The organism is Bacteroidota bacterium, assembly GCA_016706865.1.
GTDB lineage: Bacteria > Bacteroidota > Bacteroidia > Chitinophagales > BACL12 > UBA7236.
Genome location: JADJIS010000001.1, coordinates 324,067 through 348,076 on the forward strand (window position 1 = coordinate 324,067; position 24,010 = coordinate 348,076).

14 protein-coding genes and 1 pseudogene are annotated in these 24,010 nt (G+C 34.9%); 3 read left to right on the plus strand and 12 right to left on the minus strand.

What is annotated here, in order from left to right; translation table 11 throughout:
* Nucleotides 1–144 precede the first annotated feature (144 nt).
* The 7 genes and pseudogenes from IPI31_01395 to IPI31_01425 form a co-directional block, all read right to left on the minus strand.
* The gene (locus tag IPI31_01395; GenBank protein MBK7566458.1) at nucleotides 145–3,423 is read right to left on the minus strand and encodes an SBBP repeat-containing protein; all 3,279 of its coding nucleotides are present in this window, start codon (nucleotides 3,421–3,423) and stop codon (nucleotides 145–147) included.
* Nucleotides 3,424–3,864: 441 nt separating this feature from the next.
* Nucleotides 3,865–4,701 carry an elongation factor Ts gene (locus IPI31_01400; GenBank protein ID MBK7566459.1) on the minus strand — a complete coding sequence of 279 codons (837 nt, stop codon included), beginning with the start codon at nucleotides 4,699–4,701 and terminating at the stop codon, nucleotides 3,865–3,867.
* A gap of 77 nt (nucleotides 4,702–4,778) precedes the next feature.
* Nucleotides 4,779–5,669 (minus strand): 30S ribosomal protein S2, encoded by an 891-nt coding sequence (gene rpsB, locus IPI31_01405; protein ID MBK7566460.1) that lies wholly within the window; start codon nucleotides 5,667–5,669, stop codon nucleotides 4,779–4,781.
* A gap of 18 nt (nucleotides 5,670–5,687) precedes the next feature.
* Nucleotides 5,688–6,074: a 30S ribosomal protein S9 gene (gene rpsI, locus IPI31_01410; GenBank protein ID MBK7566461.1), complete on the minus strand. Its 387-nt coding sequence runs from the start codon at nucleotides 6,072–6,074 to the stop codon at nucleotides 5,688–5,690.
* Between the two features lie 3 nt (nucleotides 6,075–6,077).
* Nucleotides 6,078–6,521: a 50S ribosomal protein L13 gene (gene rplM / locus IPI31_01415; protein MBK7566462.1), complete on the minus strand. Its 444-nt coding sequence runs from the start codon at nucleotides 6,519–6,521 to the stop codon at nucleotides 6,078–6,080.
* Between the two features lie 644 nt (nucleotides 6,522–7,165).
* A pseudogene (locus IPI31_01420) lies at nucleotides 7,166–7,845 on the minus strand (zinc metallopeptidase).
* Between the two features lie 167 nt (nucleotides 7,846–8,012).
* Complete coding sequence (locus IPI31_01425; GenBank protein ID MBK7566463.1) at nucleotides 8,013–8,573, minus strand: LemA family protein; 561 nt, start codon at nucleotides 8,571–8,573, stop codon at nucleotides 8,013–8,015.
* A 228-nt stretch (nucleotides 8,574–8,801) separates the two neighbouring features.
* Here IPI31_01425 and IPI31_01430 point away from each other — a divergent pair, with 228 nt between their 5' ends.
* From IPI31_01430 to IPI31_01440, 3 genes are all read left to right on the plus strand, one after another.
* Complete coding sequence (locus IPI31_01430) at nucleotides 8,802–9,302, plus strand: hypothetical protein (protein ID MBK7566464.1); 501 nt, start codon at nucleotides 8,802–8,804, stop codon at nucleotides 9,300–9,302.
* Complete coding sequence (locus IPI31_01435) at nucleotides 9,295–9,978, plus strand: nucleotidyl transferase AbiEii/AbiGii toxin family protein (protein ID MBK7566465.1); 684 nt, start codon at nucleotides 9,295–9,297, stop codon at nucleotides 9,976–9,978. The genes IPI31_01430 and IPI31_01435 overlap by 8 nt, the downstream gene beginning before the upstream one ends.
* Nucleotides 9,979–10,217: 239 nt before the next feature.
* Entirely contained in the window at nucleotides 10,218–11,621 is a 1,404-nt protein-coding gene (locus IPI31_01440) for a T9SS type A sorting domain-containing protein (GenBank protein MBK7566466.1), read from the plus strand.
* A gap of 236 nt (nucleotides 11,622–11,857) precedes the next feature.
* On the opposite strand, the gene IPI31_01445 is transcribed toward IPI31_01440, so the two are convergent.
* From IPI31_01445 to IPI31_01465, 5 genes are read right to left on the minus strand one after another with little or no spacing between them, the layout of a single operon-like run.
* Nucleotides 11,858–12,634 carry a DUF3427 domain-containing protein gene (locus IPI31_01445; GenBank protein MBK7566467.1) on the minus strand — a complete coding sequence of 259 codons (777 nt, stop codon included), beginning with the start codon at nucleotides 12,632–12,634 and terminating at the stop codon, nucleotides 11,858–11,860.
* A 34-nt stretch (nucleotides 12,635–12,668) separates the two neighbouring features.
* Complete coding sequence (locus tag IPI31_01450) at nucleotides 12,669–13,805, minus strand: DNA cytosine methyltransferase (GenBank protein MBK7566468.1); 1,137 nt, start codon at nucleotides 13,803–13,805, stop codon at nucleotides 12,669–12,671.
* The gene (locus IPI31_01455) at nucleotides 13,798–14,889 is read right to left on the minus strand and encodes a PD-(D/E)XK nuclease family protein (GenBank protein ID MBK7566469.1); all 1,092 of its coding nucleotides are present in this window, start codon (nucleotides 14,887–14,889) and stop codon (nucleotides 13,798–13,800) included. The genes IPI31_01450 and IPI31_01455 overlap by 8 nt, the downstream gene beginning before the upstream one ends.
* Entirely contained in the window at nucleotides 14,886–21,029 is a 6,144-nt protein-coding gene (locus IPI31_01460) for a DEAD/DEAH box helicase (protein MBK7566470.1), read from the minus strand. The genes IPI31_01455 and IPI31_01460 overlap by 4 nt, the downstream gene beginning before the upstream one ends.
* A 3-nt stretch (nucleotides 21,030–21,032) precedes the next feature.
* Nucleotides 21,033–23,948, minus strand: a complete 2,916-nt coding sequence (locus IPI31_01465; GenBank protein ID MBK7566471.1) for a hypothetical protein — start codon at nucleotides 23,946–23,948, stop codon at nucleotides 21,033–21,035.
* Between the last annotated feature and the right edge of the window lie 62 nt (nucleotides 23,949–24,010).

Below are 24,010 nucleotides of genomic sequence, written 5' to 3' on the forward strand. Positions count from 1 at the left end.
GAAGGAATGAACACCCGAAAAAATGTACCAATGTGCCGATGAAAAGCCCTGCATGGTATGATTAAATGTTTTTTAACCACAACATCTGCAACGATAAATCTATAGTGATTCGATAACGCCTAATATCAATTCCAATATTGCAATTTATTTTATGATTACAAGCGACTTAGTAAATGAATTATCGTTTGTTAAAACATGTACCGAATAAATTCCGGAACCAATTTCTGCGGGTAATTTTATTGTAGTAGTTAATAAATCTGAATTTAATTCCTGTGTTGTTTGAAACACAACCTGTCCAAGTCGATTGATAATTTGAATGGAAATATCCTCATTTAAAACAAAAGAAAACTTCATATCAATTGTAATCTGATCTCTTGCAGGATTTGGATAGATATTAAATTCGTTATTATTTATTAATTCACTTCCTTTTCTACAGGAATCAGTTACAATTACAGATAATGAACTCTTATTACATCCTGCAGCATTTGTTTCCTTCACATAATAGGAACCCGCAGCTGTGGCAATATATACATTGGATGTTGCACCAACAATTATACTTCCATTAAAATACCATTGGTAAACGGAACCGATCTTTGATGCAGTTTTTAATTTAACAGATCCCGTTGCACAAATATCCAGACTTCCCAATGCGGTTATAGCAGGAGCAGGTTTCGTATTTACGGTAACGATTGTAGGTGCCGACAATGCATTACATCCGCCGGCCACAGTTACTAATACTGTATAATTACCAGTTTTAGTTGCAGTATAATTTGGTGAAGTTGCACCGGCAATATTTACTCCGTTCTTTTTCCATTGATAACTAAAAGCAGGCTGCACGGAAAGTATTACACTCCCTCCCTGACAAAAAGTAAGTGGCCCTGATGCTGCAATTGTTGTATTAATAATGATATCATCACTAATAAAATTACAATCATCATCTAACCCATTACAAATTTCCAATGCACCGGGAAATACCAAAGCATTCGCATCATTACAATCGGAATTATTTAAAACATATCCACTACCCGGATAAATACAAAATAAAGTTCCGAAGTCTGAAGCATTGCCAAACAGATCGTTATCATTATCCGCATAATAAATGGTGTATATTACATTATCATCTATAAGTCCGTTACAATCCTCGTCAATTGCATTACAAGTTTCTATGGAGGAAGGATTTATGTTAAAATCCTCATCATTACAATCCAGAATATTATTTGCAAATCCAGGTAATGGAAAACAAGAAATAATTGAATCGGTTCCTATTCCATATCCATCACCATCTTCATCTGTATAATAAGTTGTTTTAAATTCACACTCATTTATTTTTAAAATAAACCCATCGGCAGGGCCACCTCCGTATGTGTCCTGCATGCCCTTATAAGCAATATTTGTTGCACTAAACGTTTTACCTACAAAGTATATGGTAGAAATTTTATTCGATAAAATTCCTCTTCCATATTCATCGCCTGTACTTCCAAAATACGTTGACCAATTAAATTCACCGTCATAGGTGAATTTTACAATAAATGCATCTGCCAATCCATTTATCGAATCCTGAATTCCGCCTTCGGCAATATTATTAATACTGCTTGTATATCCGGTAGCGTATACAAAATTATTTTTTACATACAATGCTTTGCCATAATCATCCTCTGTTCCGCCGAAATAAGTTGCCCAAATCAAATTTCCATTGTTACTAAATTTTGCAAAAACAGCATCGTTTTCACCATTAATAGTTAGATTATATACGTTACAATCAAATCCTGATGAGGAATTGGATTGTATTGCCACATATACATTATCAAATTCATCACATTGAATTCCGTTGCCGTTATCATCCTGTGTTCCGCCATAATATGTTCCCCAATCCAACACACCTTCGGCATTAAACTTAGCTATGTAAACATCGTTATTTGCACCATACACATTATCATATCCATCCAATGCAATATTTGTATTACTTTTTGTAAGCCCCGTAATAAAAATATCATTTAGTGAATTAATACAAATTGCTCTGCCTTCATCATCTTCTGCACCTCCGAAAAAGGTTCCCCAAATACGATCTCCATCAGAATTAAATTTTACGACAAATGCATCATATAATCCGCCGTTCACATTCTGATGTCCTCCTGAAGCAATATTATTTGTGCTTGTTGTAGTTCCCGCCAAACAAATATTATTATCCCCATCCACCACAACTCCTTTAGCTGCATCATAACCATTTCCTCCATAATATGTAGACCAAATGCGATTTCCGTTGGTATCAAATTTTACTAAAAAAGCATCATAACTTCCACCGTGCGTATTTTGAAATCCTTCAAAAGTTGGAAAGATATTACTGTTTGTTGTTCCAATTATATAAATATGTCCCGTTTCATCTGAACATAAACTGGTGCCGTAATCTGCTTTGTTTCCACCGTAATAAGTACACCATAATTTATTTCCCAAACTATCATATTTAGCAAGATATGCATCAAAGGCTCCACCACCGTACGACATTTGGAAACCTGATTCCGACATACCTGTTGAGCTGCTCGTATAACCTGTGGTATAAATAAATTCATCTGCATCCATTGCAACAGCATTTGCTGCGTCCTCCCCTTCCCCACCAACATAGGTAGACCAAGTTAACTCCGGATCAATAATTAAAGTGTTGTTTTTATTATAATTATCTAAATTAAAACTCAGAATATTATCCTGCAATTTAAATGATGAAACAACAGTATTATTAGATTCCTTTTCATAACAAAATAATTTGTTATCATTTATTTCGCCTAGTGCTGTTAATATTTGAAAACTGGTATTGGAAATAACCGAAGAACCAAAAGCATCTTGAATTTGCATTTGTATTAAAGATGCATCCACGCCGGGGGATACTTCAAAATCATATTTCAGCACATTATTGTGATCATATAATACCCAGTTAATCCCGGGATAAATATTTTTAATAGTGATCTTTTGAAATGCGCGAACATTTGTAATTCCCTCGGGAATTTCGGGATCATTATAATAATTTTCAAAGTAAGCGGATTGTTGTGAAGCAATAACTGTGGAAGCCGAATTAGTACCCAGTAATTTTACATTTACCCGATGTGTAATGTTTTGAAACTCATCGCAGTTTTTTGTCAGAAATAATTCATCGTTATTTATGTCTCTTTTTTCCCCGGAGGCATTTGATATCTGTTGAAAAACATAACTAATTCCATTCCGATAAATAAAAATGGAAAGATCATTCTGTTTAATAACGTATAAAACATCGGAGGAAAAAATCCCATCGGCATCTTTAATCTGCCCTTTATTTTCTATAAAATATAATGGCTTTGCATTCGTATACGGTACTTGCAGGTCGCGATCACCGGCAAAAACAATACATGGGAACAACATAAGCCAGATGCAGAATTGTGTGTGCAATTTGTGCATGGTCAAAACAGTTTATTAGGTTCGTTTAGTAAAGATAGAAAAAAATGTTAAAGGGATATAGGGATCGTAATCCAAAGATCAAGCCATCAACCATAATTATTCTAAATTGAAGCGAACTCGTTTGGTGAGTGAGTGGGGAGTAGTGAATATGATCTACCTAACACTGGAGTGTATGATAATAACTAATAACTTATTACGAAGTCGAGGCATACTCATTACTCATAACCATCAAATTCGAATTATGCTAATTAATTTCCAATTGCGAGTGATTACTAATGGTAACATCGGCAGTGTCTCACCATTTTGTATACTCTGAGGCTGAGTTTAATCCATGAAGTTTATATTATACAAATGCTTAATATTTTACCGGGTGAGGACACTGCCTATAACAGCAAAACCCGGATCACTCCGGGTTTTATTGTTATAAATCTAATGAATTAATTAAGCCCCTAAAGCAACACGCTTAAAGGCTGTTACGGTAAGATCTTTATTAACACCTGTCAATACTTCGCGGATAGTTTTTGCATTATCCTTTACGAATTTTTGATTTAATAATGTTGCATCTTTAAAATATGCTTCCAGTTTTCCTGTTGCAATTTTTTCTAAAATGGCTTCCGGTTTTCCTTCTGCACGTGCTTGTTCGCGACCTATTTCCAATTCGCGGGTTTGCACATCTTGTGGAACATCTGCTTTATCAATTGCGATTGGCGCCATTGCAGCTATTTGCATGGTAATATCTTTACCCGTAGATGCAATATTTTCCCCTGTTTGGTTCAACGCAACCAATACACCAACTTTACCATTGGAGTGATTGTAACCCACAACAGTTTCGCCAGTTATTAAAGCGTAATCTGTAATTTCAATTTTTTCTCCAATTTTTCCAACCTGATCTGCAATTTTTCCTGCAACGGTATTACCTTCCATTTCCAATGCAAGTAATGCATCTTTAGAAGTTGGTTTTTGCGCCATTGCCAAAGCAGAAATAGATTTTGCAAATTCTACGTAATCGGCGTTAATTGCTACGAAGTCGGTCTCACAACCCAATCCGAAAATTGTTCCGTAAGATCCGTCTGCAGATACAGTTGCAATTACAATTCCTTCATTTGTTTCGCGGTCGGCACGTTTTTCACTAACCTTCTGACCTTTTTTTCTCAAAAAATCGATAGCTGCTTCAAAATCGCCGTTCATTTCTTCCAGGGCTTTTTTACAGTCCATCATTCCTGCACCTGTTACCTGGCGCAATTTGTTTACATCGCTTGCACTAATTGTTACTGACATTTTGTTTCTCCTTTTTTATTTTAAAAACCCCCTCCGATGATGGAAGGGGTTTAATTATTTGATTGAAAATTAAATTCTTATTTCCTTCTCTGTGGCATTGGTTTACGAGCCGGAGGTCTTTTAGTATCAGTTCCACCTCTTCCACCTGCACCGCCTCTACCGCGAGAATCTCTTCTTTTTTTATCTCCGCCGGCTTCTTCTTCCATTTTCAAACGCTCTTCCTTATCCATGAATTCGTCTGATTTATCAGTACGGGATTCTTCCAATTCTTCTTTGTTTTTAGCGCGTTCTTCCAAACCTTCCACAATTGCATCGGTAAGATATTTAACGATGATAGCGATTGATTTTGCTGCATCATCATTTGCAGGAACCGGGAAATCCACTTTATTAGGATCGCAGTTCGTATCTACCATACCTAAGGTTGTGATATTAAGGCGATGAGCTTCTGCAATTGCAATGTGTTCGTGTCCGATATCCACAACCAATAAAGCTGCAGGTAAACGATTTAATTGAACTACACCACCAATTACTCTTTCCAGTTTATCGCGTTCACGGCTCATTACGAGTCTTTCTTTTTTGGTCAGGTTTTCTGCTGAACCATCAGAAAGCATTTTTTCAATGGTTTGTAATTTTTTGATGCTTTTGCGAATAGTAGTAAAGTTTGTAAGCATTCCACCTAACCAACGCTCTGTAGCAAATGGCATCCCAACGCGACGTGCTTGTTCTTCCATTGTTTCCTTAGCTTGTTTTTTGGTGGCAACGAACATGATCTTTTTCCCACTGCGTGCTATATTTTTAAGAGCTGCTGCTGCTTCTTCCAGTTTTTCAATGGTTTTATGAAGGTCGATAATATGAATACCTTTCTTTTCCATGAAAATATAAGGGAGCATTTTTGGATTCCATTTTTTGCGTAAGTGACCAAAATGCACACCTGCTTCCAATAACTGATTATAATTAAGTTTTTCCATTTGATTTCGCTTTTTCGATTAACGTTTAGAGAATTGTGTAGCACGACGTGCACCGTGAAGACCGAATTTCTTACGCTCCACCATACGGCTGTCGCGGGTAAGATATCCCTTTAAGCGGAGAGCCGGTTTAAGTTCTTCGTTGTATTTCACGAGAGCTCTGGCAATTCCCATTTTCACTGCTTCAGCCTGGCCTTTAACGCCACCGCCTGTTGCATTTACAACTACATCAAATTCGTTTTCCATTTGCACTGCGTCAAAAGGATCAGTTATGTTGTGCAATAAATGTTTTGCTGCAAAATATTCTTTGTAATCTTTACCGTTAACGGTGATAACACCTTTCCCTTTTTTCAAAAAAACACGGGCAACAGCGTTTTTTCTTCTACCTACTGCATTAATGGTCTCCATGCATTAAAATTTTAAAGTTTTTGGTTTTTGAGCAGCATGCGGATGTTCCGAACCTGCATAAACAAACAGTTTTTTATACATTGCGCTGCCGAGTTTAGTATGCGGAAGCATTCCTTTTATGGTGCGTTCCAACAACTTTTCAGGTGTTTTAGCAAGAACCATTTTAGGATTAACAACGGTACGGCCACCAGGGTGACCGGAATACCAATCGATCTCTTTATCCAGCATTTTTTTGCCGGTAAGTTTTACCTTTTCGCAATTAATGATGATCACATAGTCGCCACAATCGGTATGCGGAGTAAAATAAGGTTTGTTCTTACCTCTTAATATCGCTGCAATTCTGGCGCTAATACGGCCAAGGGTCTGATCCTCAGCATCTACCAGCCACCAATCATGCGTTACTGTCGCTTTGTTGGCCGATCTTGTTTTGTAACTTAACGTATCCACTTTTATAATTTTGTTTAGTAATACCGTTTTCTAACGGGGACGCAAAGATAGATATACACTTTTTTGATTGCAAGGAAATTGGAAGAAAAAATGAGAGGGTGTCTCGTAACTTGTTGATTTTCAGTGAAATTTTGGCATTAATAAAAATGACCTAGGACATAGGACCTATGAAGTAGGATGGAATTGAGGTTGGATTGGAACTATATTTTCTTTGTCCGGGTCGTCGATCCGTTTTTTGTTCTTTATTCTTTGTTCTTTATTCGATATTATTCTGGGTTCTGGGTTCTGGGTTCTGGGTTCTGGGTTCTGGGTTCTGGGTTCTGGGTTCTGGGTTCTGGGTTCTGGGTTCTGAGTTGGCAGACGTTCCAAACGGAGTAAAATCATCCGGGCGTGTATTGTTTAATGTTCTTTATTCCTTGTTCTTTATTCGATATTGGCCCCCTACCCCATAGGGGAGTAAGTTTTTAGTTGGATTGAAAGTTCATTTCGAAGCAAAATTCTCCAATGTTACAAACTGCCAACTGCCACTGCTACTGCCAACTATCCCTGCCAACTGCCACTGCCAACTGCTTCCCCCTCCTCCCCCAACAAAAAGAGCGATTCACTTTCGCAAATCGCTCTTTTATTATTTAATCGAATATCAATTATCTTCTTGCCATATATAGCATTATATAATATATAAGTGTTGACAATGAACCAAGTGCTGCAGCTACATAGGTGTAACCAGCCCAGTTCAATGCATCTTTGGCTTTGCCCATTTCCATAGAACCTGCCAGGGATGAACCTTCTAACCAGGCAATAGCTCTGCGGCTTGCATCTACTTCCACTGGAAGCGTGATGAAACTGAACAAAGTTGTTATTGCGAATAAAATTATACCAGCAAGTAATAGTGTTGATCCTATTGAATTCACCAATAATAACCTGCAATTAATACCCAGGTTACGTATTTGGAGGAGATCATCATGGCCGGAACCATTTTACTTCTCATAGTTAACCAAACATATGCTCTGGCATGTTGCACTGCGTGGCCACACTCGTGGGCAGCAACAGCAGCGGCAGCAATACTATTGGAACTATAAACATCCTCACTCAGGTTCACCGTTTTATTTACCGGATTGTAGTGATCGGTAAGCTGACCAGCAACCGAAATAACCTGAACATCGGTAATGCCATTTTCCTGCAACATCCGTTCGGCGATATCCTTACCGGTTAAACCGCCCCGAACAGAGATTTCAGAATATTTTTTGAATTTTCGTTTTAGAATAGAGCTGATTATAAATCCCGCGATCAGGAATACAATGCCTAAAATATACGCTATTATCATTTTTTATAGTTGTTTTTTTATTTTTAATTTATAAGACGTAAAAGTACTAGCACTTATTTTGAAATAAAGTTTTAAAGGATTTTATGTAATAATTGATAACGATTTTTGGTGAAAAAAGTTTATTTGGAACAAAAAAGTTTCAAGCTTCGATCGTTGTCAATTATCAATTAATTAAAAAGCTCTTTCGCAGAAACGTTCTTTCTTTCTGCCTCTTCAATGGTTAAAACTTCTTTGCGCTGATAATTCATCATGCGCGCCATAATGTTGGTCGGGAACATTTCTACAGAATTATTATAGGCAGTAATAGCAGCATTATACGTTCTTCGGGCGGCGGAAAGTTGTTCCTCAATTTCGGTCCAGGTGGATTGAAGCTGGATGAAACTGTTGTTTGCTTTCAGATCGGGATAATTTTCCACGGCAACGCGCAGTTGGGATAGTAATCCGGTCATCTGATTTTCCATTCCTATACGTTCCTGAGCAGGCATTGTCGGACTCGCCTGAATTGCGCCTCTTAATTCTACTATCTTGGTTAAAATTTCCTTTTCGTAGGTCATATATTGTTTAGCTGTCTCTACTAAATTCGGGATCAGGTCAAACCTTTTCTTCAACATGGCATCAATGGAACCGAAGGCGTTTTCCACCTGGTTTTTGCGGTTGATGAGGGAGTTGTAGAGTCCGATCACAATGAGGATGAGGACTACGAGAATGATGAGTGGTATGAGATACATTCGTGGTGGTTTTTATTTGAAGCAAAAATAATGAATAATGAGTGATGAGTAATGAGTTTGATCCTTCGAGCTTGGAATATTTCGTTCTTTGAGGGCATTTCGTTTTGTGAGGTGTGAATCATGGGGTTAATTCCGAACGAAGGATAGAGATACCAGATTCGCAATTCGCGAATTGCGAATTGCGAAAACTTGTTATATCTTTGTTAGATAATGAGAAAACATAATGGTATGCGGCCGCATGATATCGCTATTTTGCTAAAAATTGTTGCGTTGCGTAATGAGATTTGGCAAATGACAGAACTTGCTCATTCCTTAAAAATAAGTGCTTCCGAAGTATTTGAATCTTTAAACAGAAGTCAGTTTGCTGGATTAATTAATTATTCCGCTAAAAAACTGAACCGTCTGAATTTATTGGAATTTTTGGAGCATGGTGTTAAATATGTTTTCCCCCAACATCCGGGATCCTTGCTCCGTGGAATTCCTACAGCACATTCGCATCCTTTAATGAAAAAACATTTTAAAAGTGAAATGAATTATGTGTGGCCAAGCACTAAAGGTGAGGTGTTGGGTTTAACAATTGAACCATTTTATCCCAAACAAATAGAAGCAGTAAATGAAGATGCTGAGTTTTATAAATTATTAGCTTTGGTGGATGTGTTGAGAGTTGGCAAGGTGAGAGAGATTAAATTTGCAAAGGAGGAACTGAGGAAAGTTATTTTGGATGAATGATAATGAAAATAAAGTTAGGATTAAATCGGTTGCAAGAGCGCTTGCTGAATTGAATCAACAGGTTGTTTTTGTTGGTGGAGCAACTATTTCCTTATATCCGGATAGAGAAGTTTTTGAAACCAGACCAACAGATGATGTAGATGTATTAATTGAAATATTAAATTATTCAAATAGAGTTACACTGGAAGAAAAACTTAGAACTATCGGATTCACTCATGACATTGAATCCGGCATTGCATGTCGATATAAAATACATGGAATTACCGTAGACATTATGCCGACTAATGATGTATCTCTGGGATTCAACAGCATATGGTATTCCGAGGGATTTAAAAAAGCTGTTAATTATGTTATAGATGAATCTGCTACTGTTAAAATCCTCACTCCACCATATTTTATAGCGACTAAACTTGAAGCATTTAAAGATCGTGGAAAAAATGATGGAAGAACAAGTCAAGATTTTGAAGATATTATTTACGTGTTAGAAAACAGGAGTGTTGTTTGGAAAGAATTAAGCAACTCCGATATCGATATTAAAAAATATTTACAAATGGAATTTGATAATGTTCTAAAGAATCCGAATCATTTTGAATGGGTTGATGGTCATGTTGAACGCGGAGATTCACGATCAACCGATGAAATAATAGGTGCAATTCAAAGATTTATCGTCGAGTAGGTCATATGCCGTCAGTTAGAGAGCCTCACTGCCTCCGAATTGCAAAATCCCACTGTTTTCCTGATACCTGATAACCAATACGCGCGCAGCGCTATCCTATGTCCTATTTACCTTGTCCTATGTCAGTCCTATGTCATATGTCCTATGTCCTATGTCCCTCCCCCCAATTGTGGTATGTAAATATTTTTAATTTGTGTTGATTTTTGCAACACTAATTAATTAATATATAAAAAAATAAGATGCAAATATTGAAATATACAATTACAATAATTTTTATCTCCACAATTTCTTTTGCAAATGCACAATTTACCAAATTGATGGATTTTAATGATGCTGAAACAGGATGTGATCCCTATATGGTTGCATTGGTTGGTGATGGCACATGGTTATATGGAACTGCGAATAGTTGCGGAGCAAATAATCGTGGCACTATTTATAAAATAAAACCGGACGGAAGTGATTTTACTGTGATATACGATTTTAATGAAACCGAGGGAGGTAACACGCCTGAAGGTGGCGTTATTTATGATGGAACTTATTTATACGGACATACCCGATCAGGAGGAATAAATGAATTTGGCACCTTATATAAAATAAAACCTGATGGAAGCGACTATCAGGTATTAAGAGATTTTTTAGCAGGTGATGCTGATGGCGGAGTACCTTATGGTACACTGCATTTTGATGGCACCTATATATATGGCACCTGTTCACAAGCCGGATTAAATTTCGGCGGCACTTTATTTAAAATAAAACCTGATGGAAGTGATTATGAAATACTCCACCATTTTGGATTTGAGGATACAGGATGGCAGGCTTATGGAGGAGTTATTTCAGACGGCACTTATTTATATGGAATGACAGTTCATGGAGGAACTGATAATATTGGTGTTGCTTACAAAATAAAAACTGATGGTACCGGGTATTCAGAATTTATCAATTTTACAGATGATCCAAATGGTGCATTGGCATATGGTGCATTTATCAGTGACGGTACCTATTTATATGCAATGACAAGTAATGGCGGCGAACCTAATCGCGGAATTATTTATCGCGTTAAACCCGATGGAAGTGATTTTTTAAAGTTACACACCTTTGAATTGACTGATGGTGCTCATCCATTTGGATCATTAATTATTGTTGATGATAAATTATATGGCATGACAGAATTTGCCGGATCTTATAATGGAGGCACCTTGTTTCAAATCGGTAAAGACGGTAGCGACTTCACAGTATTATTGCATTTTGAAGAAACAACTACGGGCACTCTTCCCTTCGGAACTTTATTTTATGATCATGGTGCTATTTTTGGAGTTACTAATAAAGGCGGTGTAAATGGCCAAGGTGTTATTTTTCGTTGGGGGGATATTGCTTCCGGTATTACCGAAAATACTAGTTCACCAATAACAGTATATCCAAACCCAACATCCGGAAATATCAATTTTGAAATTGATAATACATTAATTACAGATAATAGTATTCTCCAAATTATGGATCTACAAGGGAAAATAATATATGAATCGGTGGTTCAAACGGGAACGAATTCAATTAATATGGGGAATATTGCAGATGGGATGTATGTGATAAAAATTGAGACTGGTTACCAAAATTATACAAGGCATTTTATGGTGGAGGGGAATTGAATTACTTTATGTGTGTAATTATTAAATAATAACTCATTCAACTATAAATTCCGTATCAGATTGCATCACAAATTCAGTTTTACAAGTTAGACATTGATGAACTTGTGATTGATTGTTAGAAGGAGCGAGATCGAAAATTATATCAGTTCTAGATCCGCATTTTGGACAGGTTGTGGGTTGGTCTCCGTAAATATATATTTCAAAAAACGTAAGTTTCATAAGAAATTAAATTTGGATTAATCACCGTTTTCAAGTATTATTTGTTTCATTTGGTCAACAGTTAACATTTCTGCTTTTCGATGTATTATTGAGTGGCAATTAGGGCAAATCGGTATCAGGTCGTTTTCTGGGTCAATTATATATTCTTTTTTTAACGACGAAATAGGAATAATGTGATGCACGTGTATATAGTTTTTACCCCACTCGCCATATTTACGATAAAAATCAAATTTACAAATATTGCAAAAACAACCGAAATGATGAATGCAAATCCTTCTTGCCAAAGGATTTCTTTCATATTTATTAACTTGCACGATCGAAATTACACCTTCAAAAAACGTTTCAGACTCTCTCAGTTTCACTTCTTGCACATCAGATAATCCATAAGGATCTTCATCAAACATCCAAGTAATTTTCACAGGGATTGTGTCTTGATATTCCTTAGCTGCAATTGTGCCTTCAAACGTAAATGGATCTTTATTATTAGTTCTAGTAAAAAGGTAAATTTTCTGATTTCCCTGAGGTTTTAACATTCTTTGAATTGACAAATCACTCAATTTCGATTTATTTTTACCTTCCCATACAAATAGGTCGCCATCCCAATAATTGTTGTAATCATGGCCAGTGCGACCTGGAATGCCGACATTTGAAAAAATAAAAATATCCTCTTTATAATTTCTATAACCAGTATTCCAAGCCCCACCTCTATTCTCTTTAGGGACGTTTAGTAAAGTATAAATATCTTTTTTTGAATATGTATTTCCTACAATAAACATACTTACAATAAATGGCATTATAATTCAAAAGTCAATATTAATAAATAAATTATTATGTGTCATAAATAATTTTGTTATCCTTTAAAAATTTAATTAGAGATTCGGCAACAGCTAGCGCCAAAGGCACCGGAACTCCATTTCCTATCATTTTAAATTTTTTCGACAATGGCAATTCTGATGGCAAAACATAGGTATCTGGAACACCTTGAATTCGCAAAGTCTCACGAACAGATAACCGCCTATGTTTATATGGATGAAGATGAACTTCATTGTTTCCATAACAAGCTGTCGGACTGAATTTGAAACGGTGAAGTCGTTTGAAGGATGGTCTGTTTGTTTCACCCTCACCAATTGCTTCCAAAAATTCATCTGCTACGTACAAATTAAAATATTCATTTGCATTGTCTGTTGAATTCATTTTTCGGGTTGGAACCAAACAACTTTCTACACATAATTCAAGTGGTAAATCTTTTGGCTTTATTAAAGTTTTACCAAACTCCGTTTGTTTTGCCCAAGTGTATTTTGTCGCTGAGTTCTTATATGTTTTGTTTACCGGAAACGGGAACCATTTTCCAAATTCACTTTGAGAAATGATTTTTTTATCGAGTTTTGTTTTTTTAATTCCAATAAAAAAAATTCGCTCTCTGAATTGAGGAACTCCAAACTCCAAAGCATTTAACTTATCGTGGTCAATGAAATATTCTTTCTCTACTCGTTTTAAAAGTGTCAGCAAAAATTCTTTCGTTTCTTTTCTCTTTGTTAAACCGGTTACATTTTCCATGACAAAAAATGTTGGCTTCAATTCTAAAATTTTATCAAAGTAAAGTGTAGTTAATTTGCCTCTTTCACCATTGAAACCTTTCAAGCTTCCATTCATGCTAAAGTCCTGACAAGGTGGTCCACCAATCATTCCAAAATTTGTAGGTTTTCCATTTGGAAATGCCTCTTTTAAAATTTCCCTTGAAGAAACTTCTGTGATTGATTTTGTATTGAAGATTTCGGCTTTGATCTCATTACCTTGTGATTCTCTCCACGAAGTAATTCCAGCCGCATGAAGTTTAGCAAAATCCTTATCAAATTCATTTGTCCAAACAATTTCAAAACCTGCTTGCTCAAATCCCATATCCATAAAGCCCCCGCCTGAATAGAAAGAGAGGATAGGAATTTTATGTTCGTGATGCTTATTCATAAATTACTGTAAAGTTGTTAGCAGTTGCATTTAATGATTGTCTTGTTTTTTTTAAATTGTAAAGTATTACATTCTTACCAATAAGAGATTCAAAATCTTTCTTCTTCTCAATTGACAATCCATTTATTAAAACTTGTTTGCCTTGGGTCTGTAATACTAATCCCAATGTATCGTTACTAAATTGGTTTACTTTTTCAATTATTCCAAATAAATCATTCACCGCCTCAAAGTTAGTAGTTAACCAATTTGAATAGAAACCACATGCTGGCCTGTAAGCACAAAACCTGCAATTCTCCATTGAAGGATTTGCAATTGACTTCATATCCTCTTTTGTGATGAGCGAATTTGTAGTTGCAAGAAAGTTCAATGCTTCTGAATAGATTATTTCGCACTCAGTAGTTTCAAACTCAACTTCTATAAAATAATTTGAAAGAGTTACAATAAATAATGCTTTCGGATACTTTCCATTCATTAAAAAATACAAATAAGCATAAAGTTTTAGTTGCACTTCATATTCTTTTCTTACGACTTGCACTATTACTCCACTTTCATCAATTGCATCAGAGTAAATCTTTCCTGTTTTGAAATCCAAAATTGTTGTTCCTGACTCATTTTCAATAATTAAGTCAGCAATGCCCGAAATGCTTTTGTCTGAATTTTCTAATCTCTTTTCCGGATAAAATTTACTTGAAGACATTTTTGTAGAACGGTTGATTTTCTCATTTCTTTTCTGCAACAAGTTTTTGATTTGGTTTTTCTTCAATGCAAAGTCAGCTACAAAATATTTTAAAGGTGTAATGCCTGCCAAACCGATTTCCTTTAGTTCTTCTTCCTTTTTGTTTATTAAGTAAATCCAATTTTCAGAAAATTTTTGTTCGTCATTGATAACACCTTTTGAAATTAGTTCAATCATTTTGTGAATGATGGATCCGTAGTGAGCATTGGCATTTAATGGCAACAAAGGTTGATACCCAAATGAATTAGCTAAAACTAATTTATAAGGGCACCTAATAGCTGAATGATATTGACTTGGAGAAATATGATCCAGATTCTTTATTTTATGGTCGCCTATCTTCTGAATCATTTATTCATAATTTTTTCAAAACACCAACCAATTCTTCTTTGAAGATTGAATGTGTCCAAACATTCAAAGTCATCTTCAATATTCCCGCCTTTACCTTGGATGTAATCATGTGCTTCGCTAATCCTATTTGTGTACCAAGCATCTTCTTCTGGATTTTCTAATTTCCAAAATGGATGAACCAACAAAATTATTTTTCGCCTTCCGTTTCTTGTTGACCCATGTTTTATCGCTGGTAATCCATTGAAGTCAATTAACCAATCTTCCTTTTTGTTTCCTGCACTAACAAAAAAACTTTCAACGAATTGGTCTCTTAGGGTAGTAGCAAATTTTAACCAATTCTTTATTTCAATTTGGTCCCTACTAAACTCGCCATCAGCGCCCGATTTATAATTTTTGTCTTTGAAGATTCGTAAAATTCCTAAACCTAATCGCCAATCTAATAAGCTATGCCAATTCATGTTTCGATAAACCTTAAGGCAGTCATAACAGGCATCAATGCATCTTTCCTCATGCTCTTCAGAATGAATTCGTTTAATGTAAGTGCCAATTGATTTTGGCGATAATGATTCATCAAGGATTGTTTCAAATTCTTCAAATAATTTTCTAACGAAACCTGAACCATTAGGTAATTCATCGGTAAGAATAATCTCAGCGACATTTTTTTTAACGATATCATCAATTTCCAACTTAGTTATGTCTGCAATTTCAATTTCGGTTGGGTCGACATCAAGTTTGTCCGCTAAAACTCGTTGCAACAAAAAGGCAGCGGAGTAAAAACCGGCTCTTACCCCCAAACTTTGTCTTTCATAGAAATTCGGATTGTTCTTAATAATGAACATGTCTAAATTGATTTCAGGAGGAATCGAAATAGGATTCATTTTTAAAATTTCCGTGTTTTTATTTATTGCTAATGCAAATGGGCTTTCATCCATTTTGTTTAAGAAATCTATTCTATATCCATCTTCGGATCTAAAAGTAAATCCATTTGGGGTTGTCGGAGGCACCAATGATTTAAGAACCCATTGATTTTTTAATGTAATTGTTTTATGAGTTTCTGGATTAAAGTTCTTTAAGTCAAAGTAGCTTCCTTCATAAAGTTTATCACCATTTGTGTTAACTCTCCATGTAACATCTTTATCAGAAATAATAAGATTAGTATTACAAACAATTAAAGGCTCCCTTTTTGCATCTAATGATGTGGATCTATCAGCATAGATTGGAGGTCGATTTGTTACAAAATCTGCTTCATCTCTATTATCGGCTCCTAATAGAAAATCACTTCTATATGCCTTAGGTGACTTTATTACAAACTTACCATAGGTTTTTTCATCATGATTACCACAAATACAGAAAAGACCTTCAGGTTCATCATCAATATCATAAGACTTGCTATAACCACATTTTTTACATCTTTCCATCCATCTATTCAAATAAAATGGAGAATTGCCTGTCGTCATGGTGTCAACCTTGTTAATAAGAGTATCCCTTCCATTTGAATCCTTTCCTTTGATAATTTCAGAAGTAAAACCAATTGATTGATAAATTGCCTTGTCTTTAGTTTTCTGTGTACCGGGTGCAAACTCATATACGGCCATAGTTTGTCCCCTGTCAATACTCACCGTTTCATTACCTGTAGTTGTTCCATGGTAAAAATATTTTACGTCTGTGGGCATTCCAAACATTGGCAGAATTCCGCCTTCGGCAAATTTTTGAGAAATATCATCTGTTGGAATTTCACTATTCACAATCACACTTTCCACTCTAGCAACAAAGCCATCTCCTGTTACGGTGTCGGTAAAATAATTTTGAAAGAGTTCTTTGAGATGATTCAATTGATAAGGTGTGATGCAATTAATAACAGATTGAACGGAAGAATGATTGAAATTTATCCAATTTATTATTTGCATTTTGTATCTATTCCAGTTGTGAGTTTTTCCAAATACGCCATGGATACTTGATTTATTTTCATCAAAACTTTCATTCACTTCAATTGTTAAATACGCTTGCCTTAAAATTTCTTTTGAAATCAATCGCAAACAAATTCTATCTTGCTTCATTGTTAAAAATGGTGGTGGTGGACTGTCGCCTGTAATCTTTTGAGGATTGGAAAAATAAAACTCGTCATGGCTTCTACCCCTACAAAAAGTAAGTATTATAGAATATGCTTGTCCTCTTCTTCCTGCCCGACCAACTCTTTGCTGATAGTTGAATCTTTGCGGTGGCATATTCGCCAACATCACTGCTTGCAATGCTCCAATGTCAACTCCAACTTCCAATGTTGTTGTTACACTTAGTAAATCAATTTGTTTTACAAGGGGATTTCCTTCTGATTTCAAAACAACATTTCTAAAATGTCGCTGCCTTTCAAATTGATTATCTGTTTGCCCTGTTAATTCTTCGCAATGAATTCTAATAGAATCTCTGTTTTGAATCATTGCTGAATGAGATAGGTAATTTTTCTTCCACACTTCTCTACAGACAGTTTTATTTGAGTGGCTAAGTTTATATTTTGTTTGTGTACAAATTCCACCTGAATAATGTAAGTGCGCTCTTCTACTTTTAGTATTAAGCCAAACCGGGTCTGATTCAATTGCAGCTTTAATAAACAAGTCTTCAAATTGCAATCCGGTATTGCTTCTAAGAATATCTATTTCAGAAAGAAAATCATAAATATTTTTGCCTAATGATGCTTCTGCAATAGGGCTTGGAAGGTTAGCAGCTACTGTCCTAATATAACCTTTACAGAGGCTTGGAAGGTCTTTATATTCTGTCAATTCAAAAGGAAAGTTGTCTTCGTCAACTTGGCTATGTTTGTATTTGTCACCCAAAACTCTAATTGTAGAATTTACAATTTCTAAGTAGTTAGGAATAGATAAACCAACTTCACCAGCATATTTTGAAAGTAATGGTGTATCAGGATTGATTGTGAGATAACCTAATGCTGAACTTTCAAAGGAATAAAAAAGGGATGCAAAAAACATATTTGCTAACTTTTTAAAGGTTCCATTTTTTATTTCCTTAATAAAATTGTCATCCACATCTTCAAGCCATTGTTGCGGGTTTTCAAACTGAATTACTCTGTACCAAGGGATTTTGCTGTCAGGTGTTGATTGCAATCTAATTTCATTACCACCTGGATTGATTCCTAATTCTGCAAGTCTTTTAATTAATGGTGCTAAGTCTAATTTTTTAGTGTAGTCAACTAACTCACTTACTTTAATAATTCTGGTTTCAATTTCTTGGATTTTCCGTAAAGCAAAATTTTTGTCGTTTATTGCTTTAGCTGTTGTTCTAGTGGTGTTCGCATCATTCCAAATATCATCAACTTGATCTACAAGTTCATTGTATTGCAATCTGAACTCAGAAATTTTTTCTGTATCATTGTTTCTAAATGCTTTTAGGATTTCAAGTTTGATTATTAGTCGGCTGTTTAGCTCACTAATCAAAATTTCTCTTAATAAATCTAAAAAATGATTTCTTTCAATTCCATTCGCAACCTGCGCTGAATCTTCTCTGCTATCGGAAAAAACAACTAGCTTTCGTTCGTCTTGCTTGCTTGGAAGTTGATACATTAATTCCTTTGCAAACATTTGACTTGACTTGGCGAAACCCGTTCTGAAACCTCTTATTGAAGAAATTTTATTTTTGGTAATACCTTGCTTGTACTTACTATGATTTACACCACACCCAGGGCAAACACATGGCGTTGCCCTATGTGTATCCGCTAAGGCTACATTAAAAGCAATATCTAGCCTTGGTACATCTTTGTGAGCAATCTTGAAATAATATCCTTTACGCCAATTGGTAGGTTCTTTCTCAGCCTTTTCGTAAGTTTCTTTTATGTCACCAGAATAAATATTAATGGATGCTTTCTCCCAGGTAGCGGTGTATTCCTTTTGGTCTATAGAATTATTTATTGTTGTCTGTCTCCAATATCCATTAGGTTTTTCATGAGGCTCCAATTCTTGTTTACCTTGTGCCCAAAAGACTGCATACTCTTGATAGGTTCTCCTTTCTAATAGTTTGTGTGGTGTTTTCTCTGGAATACCTTCAATATTCGGGCTTAACGGAAGTAATTCAAAAAAACTACTTGTTTCGTCTGATGCTTTCAATCGGCTTCCACCAAAAAGAGTTGTTCCGCAATTATCGCAATAGAGTAATTCTAAAACTCTGTAACCACTCTCTGATTTTATTTGTGCTTGCGGATACAATTTTCCAACCGTTCTTTCTTCGTCTTTAAATTCATCAGCAATATCATCTGCATTTAATGAACCCCACAAACCTTCAATGTTGCGAAAGAAATAATGAAATCTGAATCGTGGTAATTTTGATTCATTGTTATCGGATTCAATTTTCTTGTATTCAGCAAGGTCATACATGGACCGCAAAATCAGTAAGCCGCTAATTGCTTTTCTTAAAGCTGCTTTTGAATTTTTTTCTCCAAATATTTTTTCGGTTAAAATGTCTTTGCCATCAACGTCTCCGTTTGCTCTTAAAGAACAAACTGCTCTTTCGTTTCCATCAATTTTACAAGCATTGTACAAACGTTCTCTTAGTTCTAATTTTTTGTCAAGCAGAACTTTTAAAATTAACTGTGTTGAATCTGCTTCGGTCAAAGTAATTTTTGCAAACGATTTCAATTCATTTGCAGTGAGCAAACATTGCTGCTTAAATTCTTCTGAATTTATATTTCCTTGGTTTGCATAAAATACCTCACTGATTTTTTTGAATGGGTCAATGGGTAGTTTGGTTGCTCCACTTGAAAGTGGATGAACAAGATTGTTTTCACCTTTGATAATTGCAAAGGATTTCTCAGCATCAGCTACACCAAAAAAATCTTGTATGAAGTCTATACTGTTTTCATCACCAACATCAAGTGAGGCAGAAGAAGCAAGTATTTTCAATTGAGAATGATTTGGTTGTAATCCCAATCTATTCAAAATTAGTTTTAAAAGATACGCTACTTCTGTTCCTTGTGTTCCTCTGTACAAGTGCAGCTCATCAATGATTAAATGAAAAACCCTATTTTCTTTTTCCTTTGTTTTTTCTTCCGGTGAAAGGTCTTTTGAAAATTCATCATCGCAATTGAGCCAATCTTTTGTTTTGTCAAAAATGCCGCTGTCAATTTCTCTCATGAGCATGATGCTCAACATTGAGTAATTCGTAATCATGATGTCAGGCGGTGAAACTTGCATGTCAAATCTTGTTCTCATTTCAGCACCGTCTAACCTTGGATAAAATGCAATTAGGTTTTCAGGTCTGTCGCTTAATCCATCCGGCACATTTTTGTTTTCATCAATGTGCTGTTTAATATCATTGGAAGATTTTTCAAGTGATGAAAGTTCTTTTCGCAATTGCTCAACTTTATACTTGTTTATTTTTTTAACTCCACTGTTATTGAAAGAATGTAATTCGCCTGATGATGGTGTGTTGCCGGTGTACCTGCCAAAATAAATTGAGTTGTTGTTGGCTTCGTTTTTCAACCATTCTCTTGTCTTATCAGAATCAAGTGCCTTTCTCAATCGTGTAAGTTGGTCTTCAACCAACGCATTCATTGGATAAAGAATAAGTGCTCTTACTGCTTGCGGTCTTCGATCATTTGGTCTCTGTCTTACCTCTGAACTAAGTTGAAAATTTCTATCAACAATATCCTTATCAGCTAAGGTAGTATTGTTCCACCAAAAATTTTTATTTGTGCCGGAAGATTTCCCCCATCGTGAAAGTTCTTTTGAGAGTTGAGCAAACAATGGCAGTAAAAACGATTCTGTTTTTCCAGAACCTGTACCGGAAGTAATAATGCAATGCTTCTTATTCATTGCCTGCTTAAGCATATTCGCCTGATGTGCATACATGGGAAACGAATCAGAAAACAATCCGGTTTTAACTAATGACTTGAATGCTTCCAACTCAGAATCAGTCATATTCGGAACTTCACTTTTTGTCAGTTGCGAAATCTTAAAGTTGCTTGATTTGTAATCAGGCAATGGTTCAATCCAAGGCTCTCTGTATAAAACCTTATCAGTATTAAGTTTGATTCGCCTCTCTGAATTTACAGAAACGAATTTCGTGTCAAACGCTGTTTCTACATAGCGAATATAATTGTCTTTAATAGTGTCAAAAGCTGTGATTGGGTCTCTCATATTTTACCAGTCGTTTTTGAATTGAATATTTTGATGGAATTTCTTAAATAAATTTTCGGCAAATAGCTTAGGAACATTTTGATAAAACTGATAAACCAAATTACTACCATCAATATTTACACTTTTATAATAAGGTACTTGTCCACTAAGTAACATTATTGATTCTGCAATTAACCGTGGAAGTTGAACATATTTTGGGATTGCCAACTCCTGCGTGTTTTCATTATAATAAATTACCTTCTTGTGCGTTTCGGATAACAACAAATATTTCCCCCAGTTCCTATCTACTTCGTAGGATTTGTTGTCAAGCCAAAGAATATGCGTGTATTGATACTGAACATAATATTCTTGCAATGAAATCTCTTTATTAATCTCTCCTGTGTCTTTTACAAACTTCAAAACATTTGTGTCAAATACTTTTCTTGCCCATTCATAGTTTGGTCTTTCAACAAACTTGTTCGCTAAAACATTTTTCTTATAACCGTCAATTGATTCGCTAAAATCTTGCAAACCGAACTGTACAATTTGTGGTTGCGGAATTGGCTTATCTGAGATATTAAATTCAATGTTTAATTGTTCGGCAACTCTTTGCAATTTTTTCCATGCATCAGTGCAATTTTTACAATTTGCTGGTGTAAGCCTTATTAAATCCGGTAAATAATAAATTTCTAGTTGCCTTGATTGTGAAAGTATTTCAAGATTTATTTCGTGCATATTGCAGCTCTCTTGCAACTTGTCAATTAAAGATTTTGAACGTCCCCCAATTAAGATTGCTTTTAAAGAGGCGTTTGAAGGAATTATTACAAACTGCGGTTTGTTAATTGAAATTTTATTCAGATGGTTTTTTTGTGAATATTCGTAGTCTAAGAAACCTAAATAATCATAAAAGTTAATAGATGTCTGCTTAATATATTTCGGATTTTGCTGAAAATTGGCATACTCCCAAATTTTTTCGTTGGTCTCAATAGAATCCATAATTTCGGAAAATGTCTGAAAATTTAAATTCTTTTTAGTGCTTAGTATTTGTAAAATGAGATTACCTTTTTGAAGGTTATACTCATTTGCATTAAAATTAAATTCTACTTTGTTATAAAAAGTGGATATAAAAGGAAATGTCCATCCTCCAGCTTGCATTTTCCAATTGTTATAAATTGTATTGCTTCCTATAACAAAAGCTGCATTTCCGTCCTCACATATCTCTCCAAACTTATTTCGCTTGGTTAAATTTTCATTTACAATGTCAAGGGAATTAAATTCAATATCAATAATTTGATAAGGCAATTCTGAATTCACCAAGTTTTCATTTTCAATTCTGACTATAAAATTTTGATTGCAAATAACATTTTCGGGAATTATAAACTCCTCTGGAATAATAGTGCTTCGGATTAAGAAAATACTTTGATTTATCTCTGTGAATTCTAAAAATACTCTTTCAGCGCCGTCAGCACCTTCAACATAAATTTTAGGTAATAAGTTTTTAAGGTAGCTTCTATTCTCAACTTTAACTCCACCACGAAATTCTAATTTTTTATTTGTTATAACTCTTAAAATTTCTTCTGTTGGATGTGAGCTTGGAGGATTTTTAAATTTATAAAGATTGAAGCCGAAAGGAACATTATCATAGTCAACTAAACTAAAATCGCCATCTAAAAAAGTAGCACCCCAATCTTCAATGCTTTGCCTTTTTGAATCGGCACAAAGCAAATACATCAATGATTGGCGGCTGATTTTTTCTGTTTCAATTAAATTGTCAGATGGAAGACCAAAGTATGAACCTAAAGTGTAAATGACTATTTCGTTTTGTGTCGTGGTTGCTCTCCACATATTTTGGTGATCCAGCAAATCCAAATTCTGATTAAAGGAAATAGAAATAGGCTTTGAATAACCATTTCCCGCACTAATTATTTCGTAACCTCCGAAATTTAATTCTTCAGGAAAATCATTTTGGGAAAATAAATAGTAGAATAAATTCAAAGACTCTTCAACTCGATTTAGGTTAAAAGCAGACAAAAGAGTAGAATAAACCCAACCAGATTTTGGAGTTGAAGTATTATCACCTTCATATTCAAGTACATATCCCTTCCACTTAATATATTCTCTTCTAATTATATCAATTATTACCTTTCTTAATGGATTATTTTCATCATTTACAAGTGTAATAACCCTTTTTTCAAATCCGCCATGTGATTGGCCATAAAGTTCAATTATTCTCAATAATTGTTTTTCTGTAATAATAGAATTTGGAGCGACTCTAGCTTGCCAAAATATTTTAGGAATATTCCTAATATTTTTAGGTGTCAATAAGCATTGAGAAAAAATTTTGTTTACATAAACCCAATTCTGATTTCCCAATCGGCGTTCCTTAAAAAACCCAAAATCTGTTTTATTATATTCACTGCTCCATTTCTCCAAATCTCTCCATACCCAATCAATTTGATCAATTCTGCCTATATATGTTTCATTAATTTCATTTAGGCGTAAAAAATGGTTGAAAGACGGAAAAAAAGAGTTTATCCTAAAATTTACTGGGCGGTCTGTTAATGATATCACAAATGAAATCAAATAGCCAAGATAAAATGGATATACTATTTGATAAGTAGGGCTAAAAATGGAAATTTGATCTATGAATTGGTTATCCTTTTTATTTAATTGAAAAACTAACGTTTCATATGTTTTCCATCTTCTTGCAACTAAAGCAAATTTTTCCATAAAATTATCCAATAACTTGGTGCCTGGAAACTCGCCTTTTAATGCAGTACAAAAGTCCTTCCAACTTTTTTCTTCTGTAGTAAATCCGAAATGCTTTATCCCTAGTTCCGAAATTTGCTTTTGAGTTATATATAAAAAAACTTCATTACCCGCTTCATTAGGATTAAAAAAAAATTCACCAATCGCATGGTTCCATTGAAGATATTTCATAGTATATTAATTATTCATCCCCATATTTTATCTGTGTAATAATTTATTAAGCACAATTAATC

Excerpts from the sequence above, each read along its gene's own strand:
- rpsB (MBK7566460.1), bottom strand. The coding sequence starts at position 5,669 with ATGGAAAAACTTAATTATAATCAGTTATTGGAAGCAGGTGTGCATTTT.
- IPI31_01395 (MBK7566458.1), bottom strand. The coding sequence starts at position 3,423 with ATGCACAAATTGCACACACAATTCTGCATCTGGCTTATGTTGTTCCCA.
- IPI31_01440 (MBK7566466.1), top strand. The coding sequence starts at position 10,218 with ATGCAAATATTGAAATATACAATTACAATAATTTTTATCTCCACAATT.
- rpsI (MBK7566461.1), bottom strand. The coding sequence starts at position 6,074 with ATGGAGACCATTAATGCAGTAGGTAGAAGAAAAAACGCTGTTGCCCGT.
- IPI31_01445 (MBK7566467.1), bottom strand. The coding sequence starts at position 12,634 with ATGCCATTTATTGTAAGTATGTTTATTGTAGGAAATACATATTCAAAA.
- IPI31_01435 (MBK7566465.1), top strand. The coding sequence starts at position 9,295 with ATGAATGATAATGAAAATAAAGTTAGGATTAAATCGGTTGCAAGAGCG.
- IPI31_01455 (MBK7566469.1), bottom strand. The coding sequence starts at position 14,889 with ATGATTCAGAAGATAGGCGACCATAAAATAAAGAATCTGGATCATATT.
- IPI31_01425 (MBK7566463.1), bottom strand. The coding sequence starts at position 8,573 with ATGTATCTCATACCACTCATCATTCTCGTAGTCCTCATCCTCATTGTG.
- IPI31_01465 (MBK7566471.1), bottom strand. The coding sequence starts at position 23,948 with ATGAAATATCTTCAATGGAACCATGCGATTGGTGAATTTTTTTTTAAT.
- IPI31_01400 (MBK7566459.1), bottom strand. The coding sequence starts at position 4,701 with ATGTCAGTAACAATTAGTGCAAGCGATGTAAACAAATTGCGCCAGGTA.
- IPI31_01460 (MBK7566470.1), bottom strand. The coding sequence starts at position 21,029 with ATGAGAGACCCAATCACAGCTTTTGACACTATTAAAGACAATTATATT.
- IPI31_01450 (MBK7566468.1), bottom strand. The coding sequence starts at position 13,805 with ATGAATAAGCATCACGAACATAAAATTCCTATCCTCTCTTTCTATTCA.
- IPI31_01430 (MBK7566464.1), top strand. The coding sequence starts at position 8,802 with ATGCGGCCGCATGATATCGCTATTTTGCTAAAAATTGTTGCGTTGCGT.